Below are 26295 nucleotides of genomic sequence, written 5' to 3' on the forward strand. Positions count from 1 at the left end.
CGATGAAGCTCTATTATTGCGAAACGCTCAATCCGCGAAAAGCCTGTGCGGCAGCCAAATTTCTGAAGGTCGACGTCGAGTTCGTACGGATCGATCTTGTCCATGGGGAACAAAGGACCGCGGAATTTCTGGCACTCAATCCGAACGGCAAGGTTCCAGTTTTGCACGACGGAGAACGAACACTATGGGAAGCCAACGCTATTATGTGTCGTCTTTCCGACAGCGTCGGCGCAGATTTTTGGCCCCACGATGACCGTCAGATCGACGTGATCCGTTGGCTAAGCTGGGACGCGGCCCACTTTACGCGATATGGTGCGGCTCTCTGGTTCGAAAAGGAGATCAAGCCCCTATTGGGGCAGGAGCCTGACGAAAATGCGGTGCTGGACGCTGAAAGCAATTTCAGATCGAATGCCCGGGTGTTGGACGAACATCTGGCCAAGAGCCCCTATGTCGTCGGGCATAGTATCAGCGTCGCCGATTTTGCGCTGGCCGCTGCGCTGCCATACACCGCCCCGTCGCGAATACTGCTCGGTGAATTCGGCCACATAGCGCAATGGTACGATCGACTAAATGAGCTGTCCGCGTGGCGCGAGCCATTTCCGGCAACAGATCGGGAAGCAGGGATGCGGGCCCATCGGCACGACTGAAAAGCATGCACAATCCGCGCAATTGGTCGCATTCCAGCCAAACAGCTGGTCTTCCCTGGCCCAAAAGCGGTCGATGACTACGATTAAATATGGAAGCTCATTGAGGCTGAGAATACGTTATGGCAGCCTCTCATAGAGCGAAGTATTGTCGATCGCCTCAATGGCGAAGGTTAGACCCCACGATAGCGATGTCCCTCTAAAGCCCGTGAAACACAGTCGTCCCTCACCTGCCCGACCGTGCCAGCGACCCGGCGATATCGATGATGTCGTCGCACGATTTGGTAGAACGTCCTTTTATGTGCCAGGCAACTCCAAGCCCGATCCGAAAGTCGACCCCCTCACCTTCTTCAGCTCGAACGCGCGGTTGGGAAGATCGAGCGTCCATTCCGGCGCAAAGGTCGCGAAAGGAGAGTGACGCCAATCATTCGTCCTCGTCGGGTGGATGACTAGTGCCCCTTCAACTTTTGCCTTGGGCCTCGTTTGGGGCCTCGTTTGAATTTCCTTTCGGAACAATCAGGCCTGAGGAACGATATTCCCGAGAATTCAACGTTGGGAGATCAAAAATGGCGTCCATGTCACTCGAAGACCTGTCTTCGCACTTGAAAAAGATTGATTTCTGCATGCTGTCCACGAATGCCGGCTCTGGCCGTATATCGTCGCGACCGATGAGCAACAACGGCGACGTGGAGTACGATGGTGATACGTGGTTTTTTTCCTATGAGGACAGCAGGAAGATCACCGAGATCGATGCCATCGACACCGTCTCACTGACCTTCACTGCGCCACCCAGCCTCCTGGGCAAACCGGGGATTTTCGTCGCCGTCCAGGGTGCGGCATCGCTGGTGCGGGATAAGGCAACGTTCCAAGACCATTGGGTTCCCGATCTCGAAAGATGGTTTCCCGAGGGGATAGAAACGGCGGGGCTCGTTCTCATCAAAGTCTCAGCGTCCTCCATCCGGTACTGGGACGGCGAGGAGAATGGCGAGGTTACCCTCTCTCGCTCGGCCAGTTGAAAAGATAAAGGCGGGCGCGATCTTCGCCCGCCTTATCGAGAGTATTCAGCTCCGGTTGAAATCACTCCAGTCGTTCACCTTGCTCCTTCGCCTTCGGCGTTCGGCCGCGTGTCCTGAAGAGAGGACAATGCGCCGGGACGAAGAGGTTGCCGGAACAACTGAAGACCGACGCCCGTGAACGGCTTGTCGATGCCATGGCAGGGGACGCCCCTACCGCTTGCTAGATGTCGTTCGCACCCGTCCGCCCTTTAAAGATCCATTTTGGGCAATGAAGACGACCGTTTTCAGGCCGTCCGTCGAACCATGCGTGCGATGGCGATCAGGATGCAGGCTCCGATGAAGCCGGCGATCAGATATCCGAGCCAGCCGCCCAGGACGATGCCGAATAGGGAGAGGATGAAGTTGGCGACGATCGCGCCGACGATGCCAAGGATAACATTCATCAGAACGCCCATGTTTGACTTCATGAACATCTCTGCGATCCAACCTGCAAGGCCGCCGATGATGATGGCTGCGATCCAACCGATACCTGCATTTTCCATTTGTATCCCCTGTATGTCGAATTGAACACGTCGCCGTCGAGCGGCTGTGGCGCCTCGTTGCTTTGAGGGAGACGATTGCCGGACGACATCATTGAAACACGCTGGAGGACAGAAGGTTCCGCGGCCCGCGTACAACAAGTGGCTCCCTCCGGCGACACCCGGAGAAGGTTCCGATGAGACGGCTAGCGAAGGCTCGTCTGGAGCTGGCGACGCTAATGGACGCTGAGGATCATCAACCGGGAGCGGGCGTGACGCCGTTGACGTATAACGCCACTCATCCCATCTACGCGTGATGCCGAAACACGAAAAGAACGACGTAGAACTCATCAGGACCTGGACGCTTTCCACCGCGGCCACACTGGGATCAGCAGTTCGGGCGAAAGGCATTCTGCAGGAACTGCAGTCGCGTGTTCCTGCCGCCTCGAAGAAGTCGCTTGCAGTGGATGGTACCGACATCGTCCTCGCCATGCCGGCAAGCGAGAAAGCCGTTTTCAACGCGGCCGCCGCCATTGTCGCAAAGGCCATGGAGGACGTTGAGGCCCTGCCCGTCATCCCTCGTGAGATCCAGGACATCCTCACCATCAAGGTCGGCGAACGGCACCGCTGGCTTGCGGACGGCCGTCTCCCGAGCGCAGGAACCCGAACCGTGCGGTTGAACGGGCGCGCCAGGAGGATCACCTTCCATGTCTTCGATCCCAAGGTTGTCGAGGACCTGCTAGACCGCGGGGCCGTGGACCAGTGGCGGGAGGATGATGCCGAAGCCAAAGCGGAGAACCGTCGGAAGGCTGCGTACAAGGCGAAGCTGACACGTTCGCTAAAGAAAGCGAAGAAGACCGGCGGAGATAAGCCGGACGAGCCTGCGACGACGCTTCGCGGGTGGGAAGAGTTCGATATGGATGGACTGCTTCGATAGCTTGCCGCTCCGCAACGCCGCACGCCGGGCCTTGAAATGGACCCAGTGCCCAATTACTTACAGGTCATCGGCGTTGCTGGTGAGTGCTCCACGCGAGCGTTCGCGACTGCCGAAATCGCTTATCTGCTTTTGACCACGGATGTACTGGCACTGGTGTGAAGAGCGATGTTTGAAAGGTCGGTGCGATTTCGCCCCGGCCTTTTTTATTGTTCTCAGGGAAGAGCGCCGGGCCATTCGTTCGACGGTTCCTCGGCCTCTGCGCCTGGGCGATCTTCGGCAGGATCGGGATCTCGCCCGTAAGCGGTTCGAAGATTGGCAATCTCATCGATGGTCGCGTCGTAGACATCCTCCTGTTTCGCGCCTTTCACGACCAGAGAATCGACGAAGTCCTCCAGCTGAAGCCGAAGACCGTCTTTCCAGTTATCGTTCATGCGTGATCCTCCGGCTGGAGGCGAACGCCCTGGCAGAGCATTCCCCAGGTCGGGCACTGAGACGACGTCGGACTGATCGGCGCTGCTCCCTCGTCCGGTTCAGAATCAAGAAATGGCTCTTCACCAGAAATGCGATCAGGATCCGAAGGCGGGTTGTCGAGCGGGGGCACGGATGGCGGCGGCACGATCGGCTCGAATGGAACTGACATTGGGATTCCTCCTCGATTTTAACGAACGCCAAAGAATTCGCATGGTTCCGTGCGTCCGGTTGTCCTCAGCAGGTATCTTGGGTTTTGCTCACCTCATCTCAGTCAAGATTCGCTGGGCTTTTTTATAATCGGTCGTTTCCATTCCTTCGACGAACTGATCGACAACAGGTTGAAGCACTTCGCGAGCGGCGGCGTGGGTCTTCTGTCCACTTACCATGGCTGCAAGGTCAGTTGCTGCTCTCAGTTCCCAGCCATGTGCACCCTGAAGGCGGCTCATGGCGATTGATTGCTGAAAAAATGCCTGTGCTTCGGAACGACGGCCTGGCGTTTCCAGAAGGATGTTTCCCATCATGCGGAGAAGTTCCGGCATATATAGCTCATCACCGTTCCTCGCCACGGCTTGGATCGTGCGTGTGGTCAGTTCCGTGGCCTCGGCCGTCCGTCCGACTGCATGCAGTCCTCGAATGAGCGAGATGTTGAACTCAGTCGTCAAAACTTCGTAGCCGATCGATTGAATAGTCGCCAATCCGGCTTGCAACTCAACGATACCCTCGTCTGCTGAACCCCGAAAAATTGCCAGTTCGCCGCGACGAGCACGCCCGGCTGCGATGAACGGTCCCAGCGAATTCGTCTCGGCCTGATACACGAGCGCCTCGACGTGCTCCTGAGCGCTCTCCCAGTCGCCGGTCCAAATGAAGACAGAAACGGCCCATCCCAAGGCAACCACCAACGCGGCGGCCCGGTCGGTTCGTACCGCGCTATCGATAACCCTGTGAGCGCACTCCGTCGCCTGATCGGGAAAGCCCCGGAGCCACAGGTTTCTCGCCATCGTCACCTCGCTTGGGAAATGCAGTTCGTGAGACAGATAAATCGTCGTCCGACCTGCACGCGACCAGTCGAGCAGACTGGCCTCAAGCTCGACGTGGGCCGCCGCCAGGTCGCCAGCCAGATGGAGCGACCTTCCCAGGATCGATCGCGCCTGTGCCGAGGCAGCGAAGTCCTGGATAGTGTCGGCCACAGATTTGCAACGGCGCGCGTATGCAAAGGCCGTCTTGAAATCGCCGCTCCGGAAGTAGTAGGTCCGCAACATGCTGAGAAGCCCGACCTGATTGACGACGTCGTCCATCGCTTCAGCGATTTCCAGCCCCCGGTTCAAGGCCATCAGGGCGGCGTCGGTCTTTCCATGGAGATGCGTCGCCACGATGCCGAACACCGCCTGGAGATGGAGCTCATCGACACCTCCGCGAGTGCTGTCGTCGATCGCCATGAGGGCACGCTGCGACCAGCGGAAGGCTTCGGGCATCAGCGACATCGCAAGCAACGCGGGGCCTGCCGACGCTGCCAGCCGGACGCCGACTTCGATGTTACCTTCGTCGCCGAAACACCACTCGAGAGCAGCGCGCACGTTATTCAATGCGGCGAAATATGATGCGCGCTCTGGCCCAGTCTTTTTGGTCGCCCATTCTCCAGCACTTTGTCCCAACCAGCGACCGTAGTAGGTCGCGTGTCGGACCGCGAGAGCGGTGCGTTCGTTACCTTCAAGGGGCGTGGCCAAGGCGTACGCCCGCGTCGTATCCAGGAGCCGATAACGCAGCATCGCTCCTATCGGGCGGGTCGCCACCATCGACTTGGCGACAAGACTGTCGATCGCACCGAATACCTCCGAACGCTCGAGGCCAGAGCTCGCTACGATCTCTATCGCAGCGTCCAGGGTGAAGTGACCGACAAATATCGCAAGACGCCGCAGTACCGTGCGTTCAAGAGGAGAAAGCAATTCATAGCTCCAGTCGAGCGTAGCCTGAAGCGTCCGGTGCCGGGGCTGTGCAGTACGGGCACCCGTCCACTGCAGCGACAGATGCTGATCGAGGAGTTCGGCGGTCTGCCGAAGCCCATAGGCTTCCACCCGCCTTGCGGTCAGTTCGATCGCCAGCGCGACGCCGTCGAGCTTGCGGCAAATGTCCGCGACGATCGGCGCATCCACCTCGTCGATATCGAGATGGGCGTCGTTCGCCACCGCTCTCTCGACGAACAATCGGGTGGCGGGAAACTGGCGGACCGTCTCTGCCGAGGTCACGCGATCCTCCGGTGGACAGGCAAGCGGTTCGAGGCGGTAGACCCGCTCTCCTTCGACCTGGAGGGCTTCACGCGTGGTCGCGAGGATGCGCACTTGAGGTGCTGCCATCATCAGGGATGAGGAAAGCCGTGCTACCGCCTCGATAACGTGCTCGCAGGTGTCGAGGATTATGAGCGCCCGTTTATCGCGCAGGAATGCAATCAGACTGGCCTGCGCATCGCCCGCACCCACCTGCAGCCCGAGCATGGAAGCGATGGCGGTCGTCACAAGGCGGGAATCGCTCAGCATTCCCAAATCGACGAACAGGACTGCCCCCGCGAACTTGTCGTTTACACCGTGTCCGACAGCAACGGCGACCGTCGTCTTTCCAATTCCGCCGGCGCCGACGATCGTTACCAGTCGCGACCCTTCGAGCTGCGTGGATATTTCACCGACGTCCTCAGCCCTTCCAATGATCCGGCTCAGAGGACTCGGCAGGTTCGCATGCGGGAAATCGGACAGTGTCTCCGCGTGCGGCAGTTGCTGGTTCAATGTCCTTGAGATGGCCGCGACGAAACAATATCCGCGCCCCGACAGCGTCTTGATGAATCTGGCACCATCCTTGCCGTCGCCGAGCGCTTTGCGGAGGCTGGTCATATGGAACCGGAGGCTGCCTTCCTCGACCACGACCTGAGGCCAGACGCGGGCAATCAAGTCCTGCTTGCTTATCACTTCGTTAGGGGCGGAGGTGAGCGCGATCAAAATGTCATAGGCGCGTGCTCCCAGCTCGACGACGGCTCCCTCCCTCATCAGAAGACGCTCGTTCGCTCGCAACTGGAATGGACCGAACGATATCTCGTCGGTGGTCGGACCGCCCCCTGCCGTCATGGCGCTGACCTTTCTTGGTCGCCCCCATGATAGCGCGAACAACCACCTGTTGCCACGCATCAGGGCGTGCGACCGGAGCCAGGCAGGCACTATTAAAATCTAACAATGCATAACGGGCGGTCTCCGGCATGCGGGAGTACCTATTCGGCAGCACAAAGGTGCAGTCGTCAAAAGGTACTCCCGAGGAGGAACTCATGCCTAAGGTGACACCAGAGACAATCGACCAGAACCGCCGCACGTTGCTAGGTGCTGCCGCGACTGGACTTGCTGTCGCAAGCGCGGCGAGCCTGTTCCCAGTCGGACATGCTGCAGCCGCTGCTGGCGGGGACGCCATCCGCCCATTCAAGGTGAGCATTCCCGAAGCCGACATCGTCGACCTTCGTCGCCGCTTGGCTCACGCGCGGCTTCCCGACAAGGAAACTGTCGCCGACACGACGCAAGGCGTCCAGTTGAAGACGATCAAGCAGCTCCTTCATCATTGGGAAAAGGACTACGACTGGCGCAAGGTCGAAACGCGAATCAATTCCGTGCCCAACTTCATCACCGAGATCGACGGGCTCGATATTCACTTCATGCATATCCGTTCCAAGCACGAAGACGCGTTGCCTCTCATCGTCACGCACGGCTGGCCAGGTTCGATCGTCGAACAGATGAAGATCATCGGGCCGCTCACCGATCCCACTGCACATGGCGGCACCGCCGCGGACGCCTTCCATCTCGTGATACCGTCGATGCCCGGCTACGGCTTTTCCGGCAAGCCAACGGAGACCGGCTGGGGCCCCGAGCGGATCGCCAGCGCCTGGATCGTTCTCATGCAACGCCTGGGCTACAAGCGGTATGCGGCGCAGGGTGGCGACTGGGGTGCGGTTGTGACCGAGATGATCGGCGTGCAGGCGCCGACGGAGCTGGTCGGCATCCATGTCAATATGCCCGGTGCCATCCCGGCAGAAATCGATCAGGCTTCGTTTTCGGGCGCTCCTGCCCCATCCGGCCTATCCGACGAGGAGAGAAGTTCCTACGACCAGCTCGTCTTCTTCTACAAGCATGTCTACTACGCGCTCTGGATGGGCACGCGCCCGCAGACGGCGGCGGCGTTCGCAGATTCGCCTATCGGTCTTGCGACTTTCATGATCGACCACGACGCGCGCAGCCTCGAGCTGATCGCCAGATCGTTCGACGGGACGCCGGAAGGCCTGACGCCCGACGACGTCCTCGACAACGTAACGCTGTTCTGGCTCACCAATACCGGCGTCTCGGCGGCCCGTCTCTACTGGGAAAACAAGCTCGCCTTCTTCAGTCCGAAGGGGGTCAAGGTTCCCGTTGCTGTCAGTGTTTTCCCCGACGAGCTATACCAGACCCCGCGTAGCTGGGCGGAGAAGGCCTACCCCAACCTTATCTATTACAACAAGCTCGACAAGGGCGGGCATTTCGCCGCGTGGGAGCAACCTATCCTCTTCACCGAAGAACTGCGCGCCGGCCTCAAGACGCTCCGCACAGCCTAGTCTTTTCGAGACCGACAAGCCTAACACCCAGTCAATGCCGCGACGGAGCGGGGGAACCGCCGTCGTCACGTGCAGCGCACATAAGGAAATTGGACATGACCGATAAACAAGCAGCAGCAACCAACACAAGAATGGACATGAAACTGGAAATCGTCGTCTTGCCGGTTTCCGACATCGATCGGGCGAAGGCTTTCTATGCCAAGCTCGGGTGGCGATCCGACGCCGACTACGCCTCCAATGACGCCGACTTCCGGGTACTGCAGTTTACACCGCCCGGCTCGGGCTGCTCGGTGATATTCGGAAAGAACGTGACGTCGGCTGCTCCCGGCTCCGCCGAAGGCCTCTATCTGATCGTCTCCGACGTCGTCGCGGCTCGCGAGAAGCTGCTCGCGGACGGCGTGGAGATCAGCGACGTCTTTCATGACGCGGCCGGTGTCTACGTAGGAGATGACGAGCACTACCTCTTTGGCAGCCGCAGGGCCGAAGGCAGGGATCCGGAAGGTCGTAGCTATCGTTCTTTCGCTTCGTTCAACGATCCTGATGGCAATCGCTGGCTGCTCCAGGAAATCACCTCCCGCCAGCCGGGGCGCATCGATGCCGCAGCCACCACGTTCAACTCGGCGGCCGAACTTGCGGCCACGCTCCGTCGTGCAGGCGCGGCGCATGGCGTGCACGAAAAGGCGATGGGAGGCGAGTACGACGTCAACTGGCCGGACTGGTACGCCGAATACATTGTGCAGGAACAGGCCGGCGGCACACTTCCATCATAACCTTCGAAACAGGTAAAAGGTAAGGTCAGCGTCATGAGGCGTATCGTTCGACGATGTGCTGACGTCGCTGACCGACTGGGAATGTCGGTGAGCAAGATCCCGAAGATGATCTACACGGCAATGACGGATACGATCGGCGGACGCGAGAGCGGCGTCGCGCGAAGTTCGGATGGCGTTCTCGACATTCGATTTTGCACCCCCGGCTCGACCGGGATCGGCACGAACCCCGAGCAGCTTCTTGCAGCCGCTTGGTCGGCTTCCTTTGCGAGCGCTATCGCGCGCGCTGCATTCGAGAGAAAGATCGCTTTTGCAGGGCAAGTCCGCGTTCGAGGCGAAGTCGAAATCGATGTCGAGCCGGACGGATACGACCTCTCCGTCCGGCTGCGCGTCTGCCTGCCAGGCATCGAGGGATCCTTGGCGCAGCTTCTAATAGATGAAGCACATCAACTTTGTCCCTTTTCAAAAAGCATTGGGCGCGGTCTCGCTGTGTCTGTGGAATTGAACTGACGCGGGTCTCCCCATTCTGCATTAATCGCCATCGGCGGATCCGGTACGACCCTACCAGCAAGGCGGAGGGAACGTCGGATCGCCGCCACATGTCATCGACACTCTCGAGCTGGCCATTCATCCGGGCGGCGACGATCCGCACGACGTCTGCAGTCCCCAAGTCCTTCACCATGCGCGTGGCTAGGCGAACCGCATGGCGTTTGGTATTGCCGACGTGCTCGAGCGTGCAGTCACCGCGTAAGTTCGAAGCCCATTTCAACCTCCCAGCCGAGAAGATAGTCGACAAATCGATGACCAAACCAATCATTTGACGGTTCACGATGCCTTGACTTCCAAAAACACAACAGATATGTCAACTATCAATCTGATATCTCAGTCCGGAAATTGATATGTCAAGCCCAGTCGAATTTCCATCGCTTCCGCTGTCTGAACTCGTCACGCCACAAGACCTGCCGGCTCACGGGAACATGACCAACCGGATCCACGCCTTGCTTCGCAAACTGATTGTCGAGGTAAAGCTGCTTCCGGGGCGTGCACTCTCGGAAAAGGAGATCGCTGCGCTGCTTCATGTCAGTAAGACGCCTGTGCGCGAGGCGATCATTCGCCTTGCCGAAGAAGGTTTCGTTACCGTCGTAGCGCAGGGCGGCACTTACATTTCGCCGATTGACGTGCAGCGCTATATGGAAGCCTGCTTTATCCGCTTCAAGCTTGAAGAGGGCGCCGCCATCGAGGCGACCAAGCGGCATTCGCTCGAAGACATCGCCCGCCTGAAAACCTGCCTATCCCAGCAGCGCATCGCTGCGGAAGACGAGGAATTCACCGACTTCTTCCTGCTCGACGAGGAGTTTCATCGCACAATCTTTGCGGCAGCCCGTCTTCCAGGCGCCTGGAGCGTCGTCAACCAGGCAAAGGGCGAAATGGACCGGATGCGCCACCTGAAGCGGGTTTTTGCGGTCCGACGTACCGAAAAGGTGATCGAGGAACACGAGGCGATCGTCAACGCCATCGAGTCTGGCAATGTGGAGGCGGCTCACGAAGCCATCCAGCGCCATCTGGGATCGCTCGAATCCAAGATCGCAGAACTCTCCAAAAACCCGAAAATCTGGACCTTCATCGAACAGGTCAACACGCGCGTCACGAGGAAGCGCGTATCACGAGGAGCCAAGGCCCCCGCCTGATTGACCATTCAAGGCTTTTGAGGAGGGGCCTTTCATGTCTGCAGTTCAAATTCATGATGTCGTCAAGCGTTACGGCGCGCTCGAAGTTGTCCACGGCATCAATCTTTCCATTCAGCCACAGGAATTCGTGGTGCTTGTCGGACCTTCGGGATGCGGCAAATCCACTACGCTGCGCATGCTTGCCGGGCTGGAAGATATCTCCGGAGGCACCGTCTCCATTGATGGCCGCGTGGTCAACAAGATTGCCCCGAAAGACCGTGACGTCGCAATGGTCTTCCAGAATTATGCCCTCTACCCACACCTCAACGTGGCCGAGAACATTGCCTTCGGCCTTCGGGTGAGAGGCGAAAAAAGAGACGTAATCGACAAGGCAGTCGCGGAAGCCGCCCAAATCCTGAGCCTTACGGACTATCTGGCCCGCAAGCCTGCAGACCTTTCCGGCGGCCAGCGCCAGCGCGTGGCAATGGGCCGCGCCATCGTCCGCCGCCCCAAGATTTTCCTCTTCGATGAGCCCCTCTCCAATCTCGATGCCAAGCTGCGCACCCATATGCGCGCCGAGATCAAGCTGCTTCACAAGCGTATGCAGGCCACCAGCGTTTACGTCACACACGATCAGGTCGAGGCGATGACACTTGCCGACCGTATCGTGATCATGAACGGCGGCAATATCGAGCAGGTTGGCTCGCCGATGGAAGTATTTCTCGAACCGGCGAACACATTTGTCGCCAGCTTCATAGGCTCACCACCGATGAACCTTCTCGATGCGGCAATCGAAAAGCGGGATGGCAATGTCAGCGCAGTGCTTGCAGGCAATTCCGGACAGCGTCTCACCATTCCCGACGCCTTTGCGAAGGGTGCCACGGAGGGGCAGACGGTCAAGTTGGGTCTGCGACCCGAAATCATGTCGGTTAAAACAGGCGATGGCCGTGAATTGCTGAATTGCAGCATCGATCTCGTGGAACCCCTCGGGGCCGAAGCTCTGCTTCATGGCAAGGCCGATGGCCAATCTTTCATAGCCAAGGCAGAAACACTCTATGCCGATCATGCCCTTAACGGCGTCACTCAGCTCGGCATTGACACGACGCGTATCCAAATCTTCGACGCGACAACCGGTCGGTCTCTCAAGGCCGCGGGCGGGGCGTGGTCATGAAACAGAATTATCAGCAACGCCTGCATGATCTGTGGACAGATGTGCGCCGGGACTGGCAGCTCTATCTGTTGCTTGCGCCGATGGCCGTCTGGTTCGCGCTCTTTCTCTACAGGCCGATGTACGGTCTGGTCATTGCTTTCCAGGACTTTTCTATTTTCCGCGGTATCGAGAAAAGCCCATGGGTCGGCTTTGCGAACTTCGTCGAGCTTTTCCAGAATGACATGTTCATCCGCGCATTCTGGAATACGATCAGCATCAGCGGCCTCGGACTGATCTTTGCATTTCCCGTGCCGATCATTCTCGCTCTGATGTTCAACGAAGTTCAGAATGAAATCGCGCGCCGATGGGCGCAGACGATCGTCTATCTGCCGCATTTCATCTCGGTGGTTATCGTCGCTGGCATCGTCATCAACTTCCTTTCTCCCTCAATCGGCATCGTCAATCTGTTCTTGAAGGGGATAGGACTGGAGTCGATCTACTTCCTGACCCAACCCGAATGGTTCCGACCGATCTTCATCGGTTCGTCGGTCTGGAAAGAATCGGGCTTCGAGTCGATTGTTTATCTTGCAGCCATCGCCGGCGTCAGCCCGACGCTCTACGAATCCGCCCGGGTCGACGGTGCCTCGCGCTGGCAGATGATGTGGCGGATAACGCTACCCTGCATCCTGCCCACGATCGTGATCATGCTGATCATCCGCATCGGTAATCTGGTCGAGGTCGGTTTCGAATACATCATCCTGCTCTACCGCCCATCCACCTTTGAGTCGGCCGACGTCGTCTCGACATTCATCTACCGCACCGGCCTGCAGGGTACGCAGTACGACCTGGCAACGGCTGCCGGGCTGTTCAATGCGGTCATCGCTTTCGTCCTTGTCTATTCGGCAAACCGTATCAGCCGAAGAGTCTCTTCGACATCGCTTTGGTGAGGAACTGAAGATGGCAAATTTCAATCTCTATTCCCGCGGCGACAAGATCTTTGGCTGGGCCAACGCCATTCTTCTGGGCCTGTTTGTGCTCTCGACGCTTTATCCATTCATTTATGTTGCCGCGGTCTCGCTGTCGTCCGGCGCGGCTGTCACTGCCGGCCGCGTCACGTTCTGGCCGGTCGATGTCACGCTTGCAGCCTACGAGCACGTGCTGTCCGACAGGATGTTCTGGATCGCCTACGGCAATACCTTCATCTACACGTTCGGCGGCACGCTCATGAGCCTGCTGATCATGGTCCCGGGAGCTTATGCGCTGTCGCGCAAACGACTGCGCGGCCGCACGTTCTTCAATATCGCGATCGCGTTCACTCTCTGGTTCCATGCCGGCATGATCCCGTTCTTCCTGAACATGCGCGATCTCGGCCTGCTCGACAGCCGTTTGGGTATCATCATCGGTTTCGCAGCAAGCGCCTTCAATGTCATCCTTTTGCGCAACTTCTTCGAGGCGGTGCCAAAGTCCTTCGAGGAAGCCGCCAAGATGGACGGTGCCAGCGAATTGCAGTTGCTTTGGAAGGTCTTCATCCCGCTTTCCAAACCGGCCATCGTCACCGTTGCCCTGTTCTGCATCGTCTCGCGCTGGAACGGATATTTCTGGGCCATGGTGCTGCTTCGCGGCGAGGAGAAGATCCCGTTGCAGGTCTATCTGAAGCGCGTCATCGTCGATCTCAATTCAAACGACGAATTTGCCTCGAGCCTGCTGACGGCCAGGTATTCGTTCGAGACGGTCACCTCCGCGATCATGATCGCGTCGATCATCCCCGTCCTCATCATTTACCCCTACGCACAGAAGTATTTCACCAAGGGAATTCTGCTGGGCGGAGTCAAAGAGTAGCTGCACAAGGGAGGAGAACCTGTGACAACACTGCGAAAAGGCGCGCCCCTTCTGGCGTTGATGACAGCCATGACGATGGCCTTGCCCGCCTCCGCACAGGATGCCGGCAAGATATCCGAAGACCCTCTGGAACTGACGATCCACTTCCACTTCCGCGACAAATACGTATATTCGGAAAAGTGGCCCGTGGAGCAGAAAGCCGCAGAGATTACCAATATCCACGTCCGCAACGTCGCGTCACTTGCGACCACCAGCAGCCGAGATGCTTTCAACCTGTTGATCGCATCGGGTGATCTCCCGGACATCGTCGGCGGCGATGCGAGTGGCGGATTGAAGGAGGACTTCATCCGCTATGGGTTGGAAGGTGCGTTCATTCCGCTCGACGAGTTGATCGAGGAAAACGCCCCGAACCTCAAGGCGTTCTTCGACACTCACAAGGACATCCGCAACGCGATTTCCGGACCCGACGGCAAGCTCTATTTCATCCCTTATGTCCCTGACGGCAAATACTCTCGCGGATGGTTCATCCGCCAGGATTGGCTCGACAAGCTCGACCTGAAACAGCCGGAAACGCCTGAAGAGGTCTATGAAGTTCTCAAGGCCTTCCGCGACAGGGATCCCAACGGCAACGGCAAAAAGGATGAAGTTCCGTATTTTGCTCGCGAGGAAATCGATGCCGTCCGCCTCATCAATCTGTGGGATGCACGCGTTTCGGGATCCGAACGATATGGTGACTTCGCCGTCTACGACGGACAGCTCCGCCATCCCTGGGCCGAGGAGAACTACAAGATCGGCATTTCAAATGTCGCCAAGTGGTACAAGGAAGGTCTGATCGACAAGGAGATTTTCACCCGTGGCGCCCGTTCGCGCGAATATCTTCTGGGCAACAATCTGGGCGGCATGACCCATGACTGGTTTGCCAGTACCTCGACCTACAACGACGCGCTGTCGCCAAAGATTGAAGGTTTCGCGCTGAAGCCGATGCTGCCGCCCAAGACGGCATCAGGCCAACGCTTCGAGGATTCGCGCCGGTTGCGCGTCCAGCCCGTCGGATGGGCGATTTCGGCCACCAACGAACATCCCGTCGAAACGATCAAGTATTTCGATTTCTGGTTCTCCCAGCAGGGACGTCTGCTGTCCAATTTCGGCGTCGAGGGAAAGACCTATGAGATGGTCGATGGCAAGCCGCAGTTCAAAAAGGAAGTCCTCGAAAACAAGGACCCGGTAAACGCGCAGCTATGGGCGGTAGGCGCACAGATCCCGCGCGGCTACTGGATGGACTATGAGTACGAGCGCCAATGGACCAACAAGATCGCACTTGAAGGCCTCGACCTCTACGACAAGTGCAACTGCCTCAAGGACGAGTTCATGGGCGTCTCCTTGAACGCGGAGGAAAAGGCGACCTTCGACCGCTACTGGCCGAGCATTCTCACCTACATGACCGAGATGCAGCAGACATGGGTACTCGGCGCCCAGGACGTCAACACAGGCTGGGATGCCTACAAGAAGCGACTGACGGCTCTCGGCTATGACGAGGTCCTCAAGATCATGCAATCGGCCTACGACCGTCAGTACAAGGCGGCCCAATAATCCTTCGACCATGATGGCGGCCCTGGCGCCGCCATCCTTTTCCCCTTTGCTTTTCAACAGGAGTTAGAGCGCAATGCGTCCCTCTGCCTCGGCCATCGCCATACAGGCTCATCTCGATGAACCCCGAGCGGGTTTCTTGACCATTGGCTACGTGCCGAGCGAGCAAGCCCCTCCAACCGAAAACCCGCCGCGGTTTTCCTGGCTTCCCGATATCGACGACGGTGCGCGCTACGCGCTGCGCATCTCGACCGATCCCGAATTTGCCGATGAAAAGACGCGCACGTTCGAAGACCTCGCGTGGAATTTCTTCACCCCTGACGAAGCCCTGCCGGAAGGCAGTTATCATTGGTGTTATGCGCTGTGGGACCAGTACGGCGGAAAGCCCCTGTCGAACTGGAGTGCGGTGCGTGGTTTCGAGATCACCACAGCGCTGCCGGAAACGCCCCTGCCGGGCAGAACGGCCCGCCATGCTGCGGCCCATACGAGCCATCCGAGGCTCTGGCTCAACCCCGAACAACTGAAATCGTTTTCCGGTGCCGTGGCCAAGGATCCGAACCACTGCGGATGGTCCGACTTCTTTGAGAAGTCGGTAAAACCATGGCTTGACCGCCCGATCATGCCGGAACCTCAGCCTTACCCCAACAATGTCCGCGTCGCGACGCTCTGGCGGCAGATGTATATCGATTGTCAGGAGGTCATCTATGCCATCCGCCATCTGGCAATTGCAGGCCGCGTTCTGGGACGGGAAGATCTCCTTGATGCCTCGCGCGATTGGTTGCTCTCCGTCGCCACATGGGACCCGAATGGGGCCACGTCCCGCGCCTACAATGACGAGGCTGGTTTCCGCGTCGTCGTCGCTTTGGCATGGGGATACGACTGGCTCTACGACCATTTGAGCGCGGAAGAACGAGACACCGTTCGAACGGTTCTCCTGCGCCGTACGCGTGAAGTCGCAGACCATGTGATTGCCCATGCACGCATCCAGGTATTCCCCTATGACAGCCACGCAGTGCGCTCACTGTCGGCAGTGCTCACGCCGGCCTGCATCTCCCTACTGGGTGAAAGCGACGATGCTGGCGAATGGCTCGACTATACGGTCGAATTCCTCGCCACTCTCTATTCCCCTTGGGCTGGAACGGATGGCGGCTGGGCGGAAGGTCCGCATTACTGGATGACCGGCATGGCCTACCTCATCGAGGCTGCCAATCTGATCCGTTCGTATATCGGCTACGACCTTTACCAGCGGCCGTTCTTCCAAAACACTGGCCGGTTCCCCCTTTACACCAAGGCACCGGGCACGCGCCGCGCCAACTTCGGCGACGATTCCACCATGGGCGATCTGCCTGGCCTGAAAGTGGGCTATAATGTCAGACAGTTCGCTGGCGTCACCGGAAACGGCCACTATCAATGGTATTTCGATCGTATCAGAAAGGATGCGGCGGGCACGGAGATGGCCTTCTACAATTATGGTTGGTGGGACCTGAATTTCGACGATCTCGTCTACCGTCACGACTACCAACAAGTGGAAGCCACCTCACCCGCCGACCTGCCTTCGCTCGCCGTCTTCGGCGACATCGGCTGGGTCACCATCCAGAAGCATATGGACGATCCCGACCGACACCTGCAATTCGTCTTCAAATCAAGTCCATACGGCTCTTTAAGCCACAGCCACGGCGACCAGAACGCCTTCGTTCTGTATGCCTATGGCGAGGATCTGGCGATCCAGTCCGGCTATTACGTCGCATTCAATTCCCAGATGCATCTCAAGTGGCGCCGGCAGACCCGATCGAAGAACGCAGTCCTGATCGGCGGGAAAGGACAATATGCGGAAAAGGACAAGGCGCTGGCGCGGCGCGCTGCCGGCCGCATCGTTTCCGTCGAGGAAAAGCCCGGCCATACCCGCATTATCGGCGATGCGACGGCCGCCTATCAGGTGGCAAACCCGCTGGTGCGCAAGGTTCAGCGCGAAATCCATTTCGTCAACGACAGCTATTTCGTGATTGTCGACGACGTGGAGTGCACGGAGCCGCAGGAATTGCAATGGCTCTGCCACACGACAGGCGCACCGCAGACCGGCCGGTCAAGCTTTCGCTATAACGGTAAGAAGGCGGGTTTCTATGGCCAGTTTGTCTTCTCCTCTGCCGGTAACCCGCAGATCACGGCCGTTGAAGGATTTCCGGAGATCGACCCCAAGGAATACGAAGATCTCGAAATTCACCACCATGTCTGCGCCACGGTTCCGGCCGCCAGCAGACATCGCCTGGTGACCCTTCTCGTGCCCTACAGCCTGACCGAACCGAAGCGGATCTTCAGCTTCATCGATGACCAGGGTTTTTCCACGGACATCTATTTCAGCGATGTCGACGACGAGCGTTTCAAGCTTTCTCTCCCGAAACAATTCTAACCAATGCGAGGTTTTCAAATGCAACGTTTTACCAACAAGACTGTTGTCGTCGCCGGTGCAGGCCGGGACATCGGCCGGGCATGCGCAGTTCGTTTTGCGCGCGAAGGCGCCAACGTCGTGCTCACCTACAACGGTGCGGCTGAAGGTGCCTCCTCCGCGGTGGCGGAAATCGAAAAACTCGGCCGCTCCGCTTTGGCGGTCAAGGCGGACCTGACGAATGCAGCCGAAGTCGAGGCCGCGATTTCCGCCGCAACCAACACGTTCGGCGCCATCCATGGCCTCGTCCACGTGGCCGGCGGCATGGTAGCGCGTAAAACGATGGCGGACATGGATGAAGCCTTCTGGCATCAGGTCCTCAACGTCAATCTGACCTCGCTCTTCCTGACAACCAAGGCTGCGCTACCGAAGATGGCGAAGGGCGGGGCAATCGTCACCTTCTCGTCGCAGGCTGGTCGTGATGGCGGAGGTCCGGGTGCCATAGCCTATGCGACGTCCAAGGGGGCGGTGATGACCTTCACCCGCGGGCTAAGCAAAGAGGTGGGGCCCGATATCCGTGTCAATGCCGTTTGCCCCGGCATGATCTCGACCACCTTCCATGACACCTTCACCAAACCAGAAGTGCGTGAGCGCGTGGCCGGAGCCACATCGCTCAAGCGAGAAGGCGTGAGCGAGGATGTCGCCGGCCTGGTGGCTTTCCTGGCATCGGAAGACGCCGCCTATATCACCGGAGCCTGCTACGACATCAACGGCGGCGTCCTGTACTCCTGATATCCTGGTAGGATTATGTTCGTATCGCACCCAAGGGCGAGCCGGATTGCCGTTCTCGGCACTTCGCTCGTTCAGCAGAACCACATCGGTACCGAGACTTCACTGGCGACTTCGGCCCGTGGCTGGATGGGTTGGGCCGAAGTCTTGTCGCATGGCAGGCTTTCGTGCCCTGTGCACCACGATCCGTGCGTCCCGCCCGGCTGGGAGCCCAGCAACAGGCCTGGTTGCAGCCGATTCTTCTCCGGTCTCAATTTCGGAGTGTCCGGGCAGAAGGCGATCGAAATAGAACGGCGGCTGCCGCGCTTGCTGCAATCGGATTTCGACTTGATCGTCGTTGACGCGGGCACAAACGACATGATGGTGGAGACCCGACAGACGATTGCCGATACCCGAGCGCGGATCGCCGCAGCTTTGCTTGACGCCGGCAAGACCGTCATCCTGCTGCCTATCCTCGCCCGCGGTATCGAAAAATGGCCGGCCGGTGGCGCGGCGCGGGCAAAGGCGCATTGGATCAATCGCCGCAGCATCGAATTCGCTGCCAGCCACGCCAATTGCCATGTCTTCGACTGGAATTCCGCCTGGGTGGATCCGGAGAGCGAATTCGGTGAGCCATATGCCGGTTATTCCAACGACGGAACCCATTTTTCCGTGCTGGGCGGTTTTGCCGTCGGAAAGCAGCTGGCTGGCTATCTCGAAACGATTGTCCCGCGCGCGCCGGACCGCCTGCTTTCAAGAGATGATAGGTTTGATCCCATGAACAACCCACTGGGCAATCTGGCATCGGATCTGACGGCCCGGGCGTTCAGCGAAAAGGAAGAGCAGAGCCATCGTCTCGGGAGACAGCTCGTTCATCCTGGGACAGGCGCTTGGGTGGAGGCAATCTGCGATATCGACGTACCCGCCCACGAAGATGTTCTCGGCATATCGCTACGATTGAAAGATGTTGCTGCCGAGGGGCAGGAAGCGATTTCACTCGCGCCGTTCCGCGCGGACGACGGCACACCTTTCCCTTTCCCTGACGAAAAGTGGCAGGGCGCATTGCGAACCCCTCCTCTGAAACTCCGGCCGGGTGACACGGCCCCTGAACTTTATCTCGACGTCCTTCTTCGACCCGGGTCGAAGCCGCTCGGAATCGACATCTCTCGCATCGACATCCGCCCCGTTTCAAGTCCAGTGCGCGCATGAGCTGGAGCAAGCCAAAATTGCTGATCGCCATGCGCAGCGAACTTCCCGGAGGATTCTTCGGCCCGCGCGAATGGGCACGACTGAACGCGGTAACGGATATCATCCCGGGCTTTCCTTTTTCGGATTTCGACACGGCTGAGGGTGCAGAAGCCTTGGCCGGGGCAGATATCCTGCTGGCGGCCTGGGGCACGCCATCCCTGACGAAAGAGCGCCTTTCGCGCGCGGGAAAACTCAAGATGGTCGCCTATGCGGCATCCTCCGTGCGAACCGTCACGCCCACGGAATTCTGGGAAGCGTCCGATATCCTCGTCACCACGGCGGCACCTGCCATGGCCGTACCGGTGGCCGAATTCACCTATGCGGCAATCATCATGTGCGGCAAGAATGTGTTTCGGCTACGCGACGAGCATAGGGCGGAACGTGGCACCGGCGGCTTCGGCAGCCGTCGGGGCATGAACCTGCCCTATCTCGGCAATCATTCCCGCCGCGTCGGCATCATCGGCGCCTCCCGCATCGGACGTCTGGTTATCGAGATGCTGGTGCGGGGCAATTTCGAGATCGCCGTTTACGATCCCTTCCTTTCTGCGGAGGAAGCCATGGCATTTGGCGCAACAAAAATGGAGCTGCACCCACTCCTCAAGTGCTCCGATGTGGTTTCGCTGCACGCGCCGATCCTGCCTGAAACCCGCCATATGATCGGGGCCCATGAACTGGCGCTGATGGCGGATCAGGCAATCTTCATCAACACGGCGCGCGGCTGGCTTGTCGACCACGACGCCTTGTTGGCCGAAGCGCAGTCAGGCCGGTTGCGTATCCTCATTGACACGCCGGAACCGGAACCTTTGCCGAAGGATAGCCCGCTCTACGATCTGCCGAATGTCGTGCTCACCCCGCATATTGCCGGTGCACTGGGCAATGAATTGCGGGCGCTTTCCGACCTCGCCATCACCGAGATCGAACGGTTTGTCGCCGGCCATGCTCCGCTTCACCCTGTCGTGAAGCAGGATCTGGAGCGTGTAGCATGAGCGCGTTTGAATACTGTTTCTCCACACTCGGCTGCGCGGACCTGAACCTGCATGAGGTTGCCGAGCTTGCGGATCGACATGATATTGCTGCGGTTGAACTGCGAACGCTGTGCGGCACAGTGGACCTGATTTCGGCGCTGGCTGCCGAATTTGAAAATCCGGCCGGGCTTGCAGCTTTTATGGCACGGCGCAGTCTCAAAATTGCGGCCCTCAATACATCCACCAAGCTGTTCGGAAGCACTGACCTTTCTGCCATCGAGCCTTTCATCCCCTGGGCGGAAGCGGCAGGTATCGCTCGTCTGCGGATTTTCGACGGAGGCCAGCATTTGGGTGTCGACGATATAAAACGCGCAGTCGATCTTCTGGGTGACTGGAACGCCGGACGACAGTCGCGCGGACTGAATATCGACCTGATGATCGAGACCCACGATGCGCTGGCCGATATCGAGCAGCTTGTTGCCTTTGTGGAGCGTGTGCCGACGGCGCACATATTGTGGGACACTCATCACACATGGGTCCGGGGTGCCGATCTTGCTTCGGTCTGGGATAGGATCGCCAAGAACGTCGTCCATCTGCACGTCAAGGATAGCATGGTCGACAGTGATGGACGCCGACACTACGTCCTGCCGGGAAATGGCGATTTTCCCATGGCCGATCTGATCTCGCTTATTCGACCGAATGAACGGCACATCCCCCTCAGCCTTGAATGGGAGCGCCATTGGCATCCCGAACTGCCCCCTCTGAAAGACGCGTTGAGGGCCGCGCGCAGCTGGTGGCGACAAGGAGTTTTTTGATGCGTATCGCTGATATCCATCTCACGCCCGTCCATCAGCCCTTGGGACCTATGGCCTGGGTGTGAGTTATGGAATCAGGGCGCTGGCCGGCTTGCGCGCGGCTCCGGCGCTCATCGGCTTGGCCCTTTCCATCTCCACGAGCTGAAGTCGCGCCTCATTGCCCCGTAGCGGCGGCATCAATGCGAAATCGGCGCCGGCAAACTGGACGTGCTAAAGGAACCTCGCCTTGGCCTATCACTTGCCTGACAAAAACTCGCCGATCTCGCGGCCTCTATGAAAAGACTGCGATGAAAGAGCGGGATGACACAAAGCCGTCAAAATAGCCCTGGGCGTCGGCCGGCGACGAACCGCTCCAGCATCCTGCATTCGGCCGCTCCGCGCAGACGGCGTTGACGGTTGCAGAGAAGCCCAGGACCGCGACCGAGACGAAAAGCAGTTCGACGATCCATCGGGGGTGCCGCCGTTATTGAGAAAGCCTGCGATACGAAACCTCAATTGCTTCTAGGCACTTCCGTGGGCAGCATCGAGACGGTGCAGAGTTGCCTTAGCGGGAGATCCAGCCACGGGCGCGACAACACATCCCCATAGGGATATTCAACGGTGAGGCGCGACAAATTGCGAAGGTCTCTGCCAGAGCATTGATCGATCCTTCGATATTCTAGCCGCATCCGGCGGAGCACCTCCAGGCCTAGGGCCTCGGCCTTCGTACCTTCCGGGTCAAACTATAGGTTCGACATTGTCTACTGTGCTGTGAAAAACGTCAGCAAGACTTTGCCCTTGTCGCCTAGCAGGCATACGAAACGGTCGGGCTTTCCCGTCTTCGCCTTTCGGGCGATGTAGGCCTCGCCAAGGATGACGGTCTTGACGGCGACGTCTCCAACCTTGGTGTCGGCCTTGCTAACGGCTATGCTTTCCATGTCGACGACAAGATCGGTTATCTCCGGAGAGCGCTCCTGGAGCGCTATAAGCCCGGTAGACCTGCATGCGTCTACAGCGGGATCTCGGGCGGCTTGAGGGAAGGCGTGACTGGCGAGCAGAGAAAGTGCCGCCGCGATGTAGAGGGAAGTAGGTTTCATGCGAACGTTCCCAAAATAAAAGCCGCGGCTCGCGCGGACTTGCCAAGTTCACGATGCTGTTCAGGCCTTGTCGACGATCCTCTTAACCGCGTCCTTAGCGTCGCCCTTGGCTACCTGAGCCTTGCCCTTGGCTTCCTGAACGGAGCCCTTGGCCTGTTCTTCATGGTTATCGACGGCCTTTCCGGCCGCCTGGCGCGCTTTGCCGGCAAGTTCGTTCGCGGTTCCCTTAACCTTATCTGATGTGCTTCCCATCGTCATCTCCTCGCTTTGACGCTCATAAACGTCCTCATTTGGACATTCGTTCCATCAGAACAGTTTCACCCGAGAAATATCGGCATAGGGAATTCCACCGCGAAGGGCGCGCTCCGCTGCGGCTCGACGGGACGTGACGCGATAGTCAACACCGGTCGCGGGTGCGGCCAGTTCCTCATTCTCAAAACCCCGTCACATTGGGCTGTCAATCTAGTTGATGCCACCGCCTGCCCAACCCGCTTCAATAAAAACAAACACAGATTAACCGTGCAAAAAACAATGTTTAAAATAGCAAACGTTGGACTGGACAAGCGTTACCGGTCGCCTACGTCTCGTCTTTTTGGAATGCGATGGAACTAATGGCCGCAGAACCTTCTGAGCGTTATCGAGAGATCTTTGTCGGCGACAGCGAGATGGCGCAGATGATGCGCCAGCATGATTGGTCGGAGACGAGCCTTGGTCCTCCGGAAACCTGGCCTGAGGCGTTAAGGGTGGCGCTTCGGCTGCTGCTGACGTCACGGTTCGAGATGTGGCTCGGATGGGGTCCGGACATTAACTTTTTCTACAATGACGCGTACCGCCCGACATTGGGCAATAAGCACCCGAATGCCCTTGCAGTACCGACCAAGGCGCTCTGGGCAGAGATCTGGGACGACGTCAAGGATCGTCTCGCCAGCGTCTACGAAACCGGTCAGGCAACGTGGGACCGCGCCCTGCTCCTGCTGCTGGAACGCGACGGCTATCCAGAAGAAACTTACCACACCTTTTCCTACAGCCCGCTGATCGGCGACAGCGGGACGGTCGAGGGCGTCTTTTGTGCCGTGACCGAAGAGACGGAACGGGTCATCAGCGAGCGCCGTATGGGCACAATGCGACAGCTCGCGTCAGCGCTTGCGATCGCTGACAGCGCTGATGATGTCTGCCTGGCGTCCGCCAGGGTCCTGGCTGAAGCCACTTTGGATCTCCCGTTCAGCTTACTCTATGTGTTCAATGATGACGGCAGCGCAAAACGCGTCTGGGCCAACGGCATATCAGGGGACCATTCTCTTGCGCCGGCTGTATTGACCACCGACGGCGCTGTCTGGGATCTGCGGAGTATTTGGAAACATCAAGCTCCTGAGCTGGTCGATATCGGTGGCTCTAGCGATGTGCCAACCGGCGCCTGGCACGGGCCGGCAATCCATGCAGCGATAGTACCGCTTATTGGGCAAGGGGGAGATAAGCCAAAAGGCGTGCTCATCAGCGGCCTCAACCCTCACCGCCGCATAAACGACGACTATCTGGACTTCCTCAAGCTTGTTGCAGGCCAGATCGCGTCGCGCCTAGCAAGCGCTGAAGCATTCGAAACGGAACGACAGCGTGCTGCTGCCTTGGCAGAAGCCGCCCGGATGCGTGGAGAGGCCGCCGTTGCTCTTGAGCAGCTGAACCGTCAACTGGTGTCCGAGGTAGAGCTGCGTACCGCCGAGCGGGATCGCCTTAGAGAGCTGTTTCAGCAGGCGCCAAGCTTCATGTGTATCCTCAGTGGACCGGATCACATTTTTGAGCTGGTCAACGATGCCTATCTGCAGCTGGTCGGGCATCGCCAGCTTGTGGGTTTGGGCGTGCGGGACGCACTTCCGGAAGTCGCCGGCCAGGGTTTTTTCGAGTTGCTGGATGATGTGTTTCAATCGGGGCAAGCCTATGTCGGTCGCAATATGCCGGTCCTACTGCAGCGGATGGGAAACCAACCGGAGGAGCGGTTTATCAATCTGATCTACCAACCGATTTTCGATCAGACTCATAACGTTGCCGGGATTTTCGTCGATGGCTTCGACGTGACCGATCAAAAGCGTGCTGAAGACGAGCTGCAAAGTCTCAACCACACGCTCGAGCAACGGGTGGAACGGCGCACAGAGGAGTTGCGCGCGACACTGCTTCAGCTGGAACAAGAGTCGGCCGAGCGCGAGGCGGCGCAAATCGCCCTCCGGCAGGCTCAAAAAATGGAAGCGCTGGGCAATCTGACGGGCGGCGTCGCGCATGATTTTAACAACCTGCTTCAGGTAATAAGCGGCAATCTGCAGCTGCTGTCCAAGGACGTAGCCGGCAATGCGCGCGCAGAGCTCAAGGTTCAAAATGCACTCACCGGCGTCTCGCGGGGTTCCAAACTCGCGTCCCAGCTTCTAGCATTTGGCCGACGGCAACCGCTCGAACCAAAAGTCGTCAACGTTCGTAAGTTGATCCAAAACATGGATGACATGCTGCGCCGGGCGCTGGGAGAAGAGATCGAGCTCGAGACAATCGTTTCCGGGGGATTGTGGAACACCTTGATCGACCCGGGCCAACTGGAGAATGCCATCCTGAACCTTGCTATCAACGCAAGGGATGCGATGGACGGCCACGGGCGGCTGACGATCGAAACTGTAAATGCCCTGCTCGACGACGACTATGCCCGCTCTCACGAGGATGTTCGGCCTGGGCAGTACGTACTGGTGGCCGTGACGGACACGGGCTGCGGCATCCCGCCAGAAATTCTAGACCACGTGCTCGAACCGTTTTTCAGCACCAAGAGCGAAGGCAAGGGAAGTGGTCTCGGGCTCTCGATGGTCTACGGTTTTCTCAAACAGTCCGGGGGCCATCTCAAGATCTACAGCGAGGTCGGTCATGGCACGACGATGAAGATCTACATGCCGCGGACGATGCAGGTCGAGGACAGTCTGGTCGATATGACTATGGTACCGGCAAAGGGCGGTACGGAAACAGTTTTGGTCGTCGAGGACGATGACGCTGTGCGCGAGACATCAGTGGCGTTGCTCAGCGATCTTGGATATCAAGTGCTGAAAGCTCGGGATGCTCAATCGGCGTTTACGATCCTCGACAGCGGCGTCCAAGTCGATCTGCTGTTCACCGACGTCGTCATGCCTGGACCAATGCGTAGCACCGAACTCGCGCGAAAAGCCAAATCCCTGTTTCCCAGCATGGCCATCCTATTTACGTCAGGCTACACGGAGAATTCGATCGTCCATGGAGGTCGCCTCGATCCGGGCGTCGAATTGCTCTCCAAGCCCTATACGCGCGAGGCGCTTGCCCGCAAGGTTCGGCATGTGCTGGGTAACGCCGCACAACAAAAGATTGCAGCCTACAGGCTCGGTACCCAGAAGAGGGCCCAGGCCCAACCACAGCAAGCCTCTCTGCCGGTTCGGATACTTGTCGTCGAAGACGAACCGCTCATCCTCATGTCAACCGTCGACATGCTGACAGAGCTTGGCCATTCCGTCCAAGAGGCCGGGTCCGCCGAGGAGGCAATCGTTATCCTCGAAAAGGAAACTGTAGACGTCTTGCTCACAGATGTCGGCCTTCCCAGTATGTCGGGCTTTGATCTAGCCGCGCAGGTCAGAGATCGATGGCCAGACGTTCGCATCGTCTTTGCAAGTGGTGGAGACACCGGCCGGATCGCGTCGGGCGTGTCTGACGCCATGCAACTATCCAAACCCTTCAGTGCTGAAGATGTAGCCACAATCATCGCTAAGGCGTCAGTTACGAAATGACGCATTATCTCTCCTCCCTCAAAGTCTGGCTGCGCAAAACCACGACCGGCACGGCT

23 protein-coding genes and 1 pseudogene are annotated in these 26295 nt (G+C 58.5%); 17 read left to right on the plus strand and 7 right to left on the minus strand.

The window, feature by feature from the left end; translation table 11 throughout:
• The first annotated feature begins 2 nt into the window (after nucleotides 1-2).
• Nucleotides 3-647, plus strand: coding sequence for a glutathione S-transferase family protein (locus ASC97_RS08705; RefSeq protein WP_057467999.1), 645 nt, complete (start codon nucleotides 3-5; stop codon nucleotides 645-647).
• A gap of 563 nt (nucleotides 648-1210) precedes the next feature.
• Nucleotides 1211-1660 carry a pyridoxamine 5'-phosphate oxidase family protein gene (locus ASC97_RS08710; RefSeq protein ID WP_057467956.1) on the plus strand — a complete coding sequence of 150 codons (450 nt, stop codon included), beginning with the start codon at nucleotides 1211-1213 and terminating at the stop codon, nucleotides 1658-1660.
• 284 nt (nucleotides 1661-1944) lie between these two features.
• Here the strand turns inward: ASC97_RS08710 and ASC97_RS08715 are convergent, their stop codons facing one another.
• Nucleotides 1945-2202, minus strand: a complete 258-nt coding sequence (locus ASC97_RS08715) for a GlsB/YeaQ/YmgE family stress response membrane protein (RefSeq protein ID WP_057467957.1) — start codon at nucleotides 2200-2202, stop codon at nucleotides 1945-1947.
• A 292-nt stretch (nucleotides 2203-2494) separates the two neighbouring features.
• Here ASC97_RS08715 and ASC97_RS08720 point away from each other — a divergent pair, with 292 nt between their 5' ends.
• Entirely contained in the window at nucleotides 2495-3115 is a 621-nt protein-coding gene (locus tag ASC97_RS08720; protein ID WP_057467958.1) for a hypothetical protein, read from the plus strand.
• 212 nt (nucleotides 3116-3327) lie between these two features.
• Here ASC97_RS08720 and ASC97_RS08725 read toward each other — a convergent pair whose 3' ends face one another.
• The 3 genes from ASC97_RS08725 to ASC97_RS08735 all read right to left on the minus strand — a co-directional run bounded on the left by ASC97_RS08725 (nucleotide 3328) and on the right by ASC97_RS08735 (nucleotide 6696).
• On the minus strand, nucleotides 3328-3546 hold the full coding sequence (locus tag ASC97_RS08725) for a hypothetical protein (protein ID WP_057467959.1): 219 nt from the start codon (nucleotides 3544-3546) through the stop codon (nucleotides 3328-3330).
• Complete coding sequence (locus ASC97_RS08730; protein ID WP_057467960.1) at nucleotides 3543-3755, minus strand: hypothetical protein; 213 nt, start codon at nucleotides 3753-3755, stop codon at nucleotides 3543-3545. The genes ASC97_RS08725 and ASC97_RS08730 overlap by 4 nt, the downstream gene beginning before the upstream one ends.
• Before the next feature lie 88 nt (nucleotides 3756-3843).
• Nucleotides 3844-6696: an ATP-binding protein gene (locus ASC97_RS08735; RefSeq protein WP_057467961.1), complete on the minus strand. Its 2853-nt coding sequence runs from the start codon at nucleotides 6694-6696 to the stop codon at nucleotides 3844-3846.
• Nucleotides 6697-6890: 194 nt separating this feature from the next.
• Between ASC97_RS08735 and ASC97_RS08740 the strand changes: the two genes are divergently transcribed.
• From ASC97_RS08740 to ASC97_RS08750, 3 genes are all read left to right on the plus strand, one after another.
• Nucleotides 6891-8198: an epoxide hydrolase family protein gene (locus ASC97_RS08740; protein ID WP_057467962.1), complete on the plus strand. Its 1308-nt coding sequence runs from the start codon at nucleotides 6891-6893 to the stop codon at nucleotides 8196-8198.
• 95 nt (nucleotides 8199-8293) lie between these two features.
• Nucleotides 8294-8968, plus strand: a complete 675-nt coding sequence (locus ASC97_RS08745) for a VOC family protein (RefSeq protein WP_057467963.1) — start codon at nucleotides 8294-8296, stop codon at nucleotides 8966-8968.
• A gap of 81 nt (nucleotides 8969-9049) precedes the next feature.
• A complete protein-coding gene (locus tag ASC97_RS08750; RefSeq protein ID WP_082529915.1) occupies nucleotides 9050-9475 on the plus strand; it encodes an Ohr family peroxiredoxin in 426 nt (141 codons plus the stop codon).
• A 52-nt stretch (nucleotides 9476-9527) separates the two neighbouring features.
• Here ASC97_RS08750 and ASC97_RS32670 read toward each other — a convergent pair.
• Nucleotides 9528-9713, minus strand: a pseudogene (locus tag ASC97_RS32670) (helix-hairpin-helix domain-containing protein); the annotation flags it as partial.
• Between the two features lie 151 nt (nucleotides 9714-9864).
• On the opposite strand from ASC97_RS32670, the gene ASC97_RS08755 reads away from it, so the two are divergent.
• The 10 genes from ASC97_RS08755 to ASC97_RS08800 all read left to right on the plus strand — a co-directional run bounded on the left by ASC97_RS08755 (nucleotide 9865) and on the right by ASC97_RS08800 (nucleotide 21387).
• Nucleotides 9865-10653 carry a GntR family transcriptional regulator gene (locus tag ASC97_RS08755; RefSeq protein ID WP_244481415.1) on the plus strand — a complete coding sequence of 263 codons (789 nt, stop codon included), beginning with the start codon at nucleotides 9865-9867 and terminating at the stop codon, nucleotides 10651-10653.
• 34 nt (nucleotides 10654-10687) lie between these two features.
• Nucleotides 10688-11803: an ABC transporter ATP-binding protein gene (locus ASC97_RS08760; protein ID WP_057467964.1), complete on the plus strand. Its 1116-nt coding sequence runs from the start codon at nucleotides 10688-10690 to the stop codon at nucleotides 11801-11803.
• Entirely contained in the window at nucleotides 11800-12729 is a 930-nt protein-coding gene (locus ASC97_RS08765; protein WP_057467965.1) for an ABC transporter permease, read from the plus strand. The genes ASC97_RS08760 and ASC97_RS08765 overlap by 4 nt, the downstream gene beginning before the upstream one ends.
• Nucleotides 12730-12739: 10 nt before the next feature.
• Entirely contained in the window at nucleotides 12740-13621 is an 882-nt protein-coding gene (locus ASC97_RS08770) for a carbohydrate ABC transporter permease (protein WP_057467966.1), read from the plus strand.
• Between the two features lie 60 nt (nucleotides 13622-13681).
• Nucleotides 13682-15211, plus strand: a complete 1530-nt coding sequence (locus ASC97_RS08775; protein WP_057468002.1) for an extracellular solute-binding protein — start codon at nucleotides 13682-13684, stop codon at nucleotides 15209-15211.
• A 73-nt stretch (nucleotides 15212-15284) separates the two neighbouring features.
• Entirely contained in the window at nucleotides 15285-17615 is a 2331-nt protein-coding gene (locus tag ASC97_RS08780; RefSeq protein WP_057467967.1) for an alginate lyase, read from the plus strand.
• An 18-nt stretch (nucleotides 17616-17633) separates the two neighbouring features.
• On the plus strand, nucleotides 17634-18383 hold the full coding sequence (locus ASC97_RS08785; protein WP_057467968.1) for an SDR family NAD(P)-dependent oxidoreductase: 750 nt from the start codon (nucleotides 17634-17636) through the stop codon (nucleotides 18381-18383).
• A gap of 15 nt (nucleotides 18384-18398) precedes the next feature.
• Nucleotides 18399-19568, plus strand: coding sequence for an SGNH/GDSL hydrolase family protein (locus ASC97_RS08790; protein WP_057467969.1), 1170 nt, complete (start codon nucleotides 18399-18401; stop codon nucleotides 19566-19568).
• Nucleotides 19565-20593, plus strand: coding sequence for a hydroxyacid dehydrogenase (locus ASC97_RS08795; RefSeq protein WP_244481416.1), 1029 nt, complete (start codon nucleotides 19565-19567; stop codon nucleotides 20591-20593). Before ASC97_RS08790 ends, ASC97_RS08795 begins: the two co-directional genes overlap by 4 nt.
• On the plus strand, nucleotides 20590-21387 hold the full coding sequence (locus tag ASC97_RS08800) for a sugar phosphate isomerase/epimerase family protein (RefSeq protein WP_057467970.1): 798 nt from the start codon (nucleotides 20590-20592) through the stop codon (nucleotides 21385-21387). The genes ASC97_RS08795 and ASC97_RS08800 overlap by 4 nt, the downstream gene beginning before the upstream one ends.
• Before the next feature lie 740 nt (nucleotides 21388-22127).
• Here the strand turns inward: ASC97_RS08800 and ASC97_RS08805 are convergent.
• A complete protein-coding gene (locus ASC97_RS08805) occupies nucleotides 22128-22463 on the minus strand; it encodes a hypothetical protein (RefSeq protein ID WP_057467971.1) in 336 nt (111 codons plus the stop codon).
• Nucleotides 22464-22523: 60 nt separating this feature from the next.
• Nucleotides 22524-22715: a CsbD family protein gene (locus ASC97_RS08810; RefSeq protein ID WP_057467972.1), complete on the minus strand. Its 192-nt coding sequence runs from the start codon at nucleotides 22713-22715 to the stop codon at nucleotides 22524-22526.
• Nucleotides 22716-23128: 413 nt separating this feature from the next.
• Between ASC97_RS08810 and ASC97_RS08815 the strand changes: the two genes are divergently transcribed.
• Nucleotides 23129-26239, plus strand: coding sequence for a hybrid sensor histidine kinase/response regulator (locus ASC97_RS08815; protein WP_057468004.1), 3111 nt, complete (start codon nucleotides 23129-23131; stop codon nucleotides 26237-26239).
• The last annotated feature ends 56 nt before the right edge of the window (nucleotides 26240-26295 follow it).

This window comes from Rhizobium sp. Root1203 (genome assembly GCF_001424945.1).
Taxonomy (GTDB): domain Bacteria; phylum Pseudomonadota; class Alphaproteobacteria; order Rhizobiales; family Rhizobiaceae; genus Rhizobium.

Excerpts from the sequence above, each read along its gene's own strand:
- ASC97_RS08760 (WP_057467964.1), top strand. The coding sequence starts at position 10,688 with ATGTCTGCAGTTCAAATTCATGATGTCGTCAAGCGTTACGGCGCGCTC.
- ASC97_RS08725 (WP_057467959.1), bottom strand. The coding sequence starts at position 3,546 with ATGAACGATAACTGGAAAGACGGTCTTCGGCTTCAGCTGGAGGACTTC.
- ASC97_RS08745 (WP_057467963.1), top strand. The coding sequence starts at position 8,294 with ATGACCGATAAACAAGCAGCAGCAACCAACACAAGAATGGACATGAAA.
- ASC97_RS08735 (WP_057467961.1), bottom strand. The coding sequence starts at position 6,696 with ATGACGGCAGGGGGCGGTCCGACCACCGACGAGATATCGTTCGGTCCA.
- ASC97_RS08750 (WP_082529915.1), top strand. The coding sequence starts at position 9,050 with ATGTCGGTGAGCAAGATCCCGAAGATGATCTACACGGCAATGACGGAT.
- ASC97_RS08800 (WP_057467970.1), top strand. The coding sequence starts at position 20,590 with ATGAGCGCGTTTGAATACTGTTTCTCCACACTCGGCTGCGCGGACCTG.
- ASC97_RS08755 (WP_244481415.1), top strand. The coding sequence starts at position 9,865 with ATGTCAAGCCCAGTCGAATTTCCATCGCTTCCGCTGTCTGAACTCGTC.
- ASC97_RS08705 (WP_057467999.1), top strand. The coding sequence starts at position 3 with ATGAAGCTCTATTATTGCGAAACGCTCAATCCGCGAAAAGCCTGTGCG.
- ASC97_RS08780 (WP_057467967.1), top strand. The coding sequence starts at position 15,285 with ATGCGTCCCTCTGCCTCGGCCATCGCCATACAGGCTCATCTCGATGAA.
- ASC97_RS08790 (WP_057467969.1), top strand. The coding sequence starts at position 18,399 with ATGTTCGTATCGCACCCAAGGGCGAGCCGGATTGCCGTTCTCGGCACT.
- ASC97_RS08740 (WP_057467962.1), top strand. The coding sequence starts at position 6,891 with ATGCCTAAGGTGACACCAGAGACAATCGACCAGAACCGCCGCACGTTG.
- ASC97_RS08710 (WP_057467956.1), top strand. The coding sequence starts at position 1,211 with ATGGCGTCCATGTCACTCGAAGACCTGTCTTCGCACTTGAAAAAGATT.
- ASC97_RS08795 (WP_244481416.1), top strand. The coding sequence starts at position 19,565 with ATGAGCTGGAGCAAGCCAAAATTGCTGATCGCCATGCGCAGCGAACTT.
- ASC97_RS08815 (WP_057468004.1), top strand. The coding sequence starts at position 23,129 with ATGGCGCAGATGATGCGCCAGCATGATTGGTCGGAGACGAGCCTTGGT.
- ASC97_RS08805 (WP_057467971.1), bottom strand. The coding sequence starts at position 22,463 with ATGAAACCTACTTCCCTCTACATCGCGGCGGCACTTTCTCTGCTCGCC.
- ASC97_RS08810 (WP_057467972.1), bottom strand. The coding sequence starts at position 22,715 with ATGGGAAGCACATCAGATAAGGTTAAGGGAACCGCGAACGAACTTGCC.
- ASC97_RS08715 (WP_057467957.1), bottom strand. The coding sequence starts at position 2,202 with ATGGAAAATGCAGGTATCGGTTGGATCGCAGCCATCATCATCGGCGGC.
- ASC97_RS08785 (WP_057467968.1), top strand. The coding sequence starts at position 17,634 with ATGCAACGTTTTACCAACAAGACTGTTGTCGTCGCCGGTGCAGGCCGG.
- ASC97_RS08770 (WP_057467966.1), top strand. The coding sequence starts at position 12,740 with ATGGCAAATTTCAATCTCTATTCCCGCGGCGACAAGATCTTTGGCTGG.
- ASC97_RS08730 (WP_057467960.1), bottom strand. The coding sequence starts at position 3,755 with ATGTCAGTTCCATTCGAGCCGATCGTGCCGCCGCCATCCGTGCCCCCG.
- ASC97_RS08775 (WP_057468002.1), top strand. The coding sequence starts at position 13,682 with ATGACAGCCATGACGATGGCCTTGCCCGCCTCCGCACAGGATGCCGGC.
- ASC97_RS08720 (WP_057467958.1), top strand. The coding sequence starts at position 2,495 with ATGCCGAAACACGAAAAGAACGACGTAGAACTCATCAGGACCTGGACG.
- ASC97_RS08765 (WP_057467965.1), top strand. The coding sequence starts at position 11,800 with ATGAAACAGAATTATCAGCAACGCCTGCATGATCTGTGGACAGATGTG.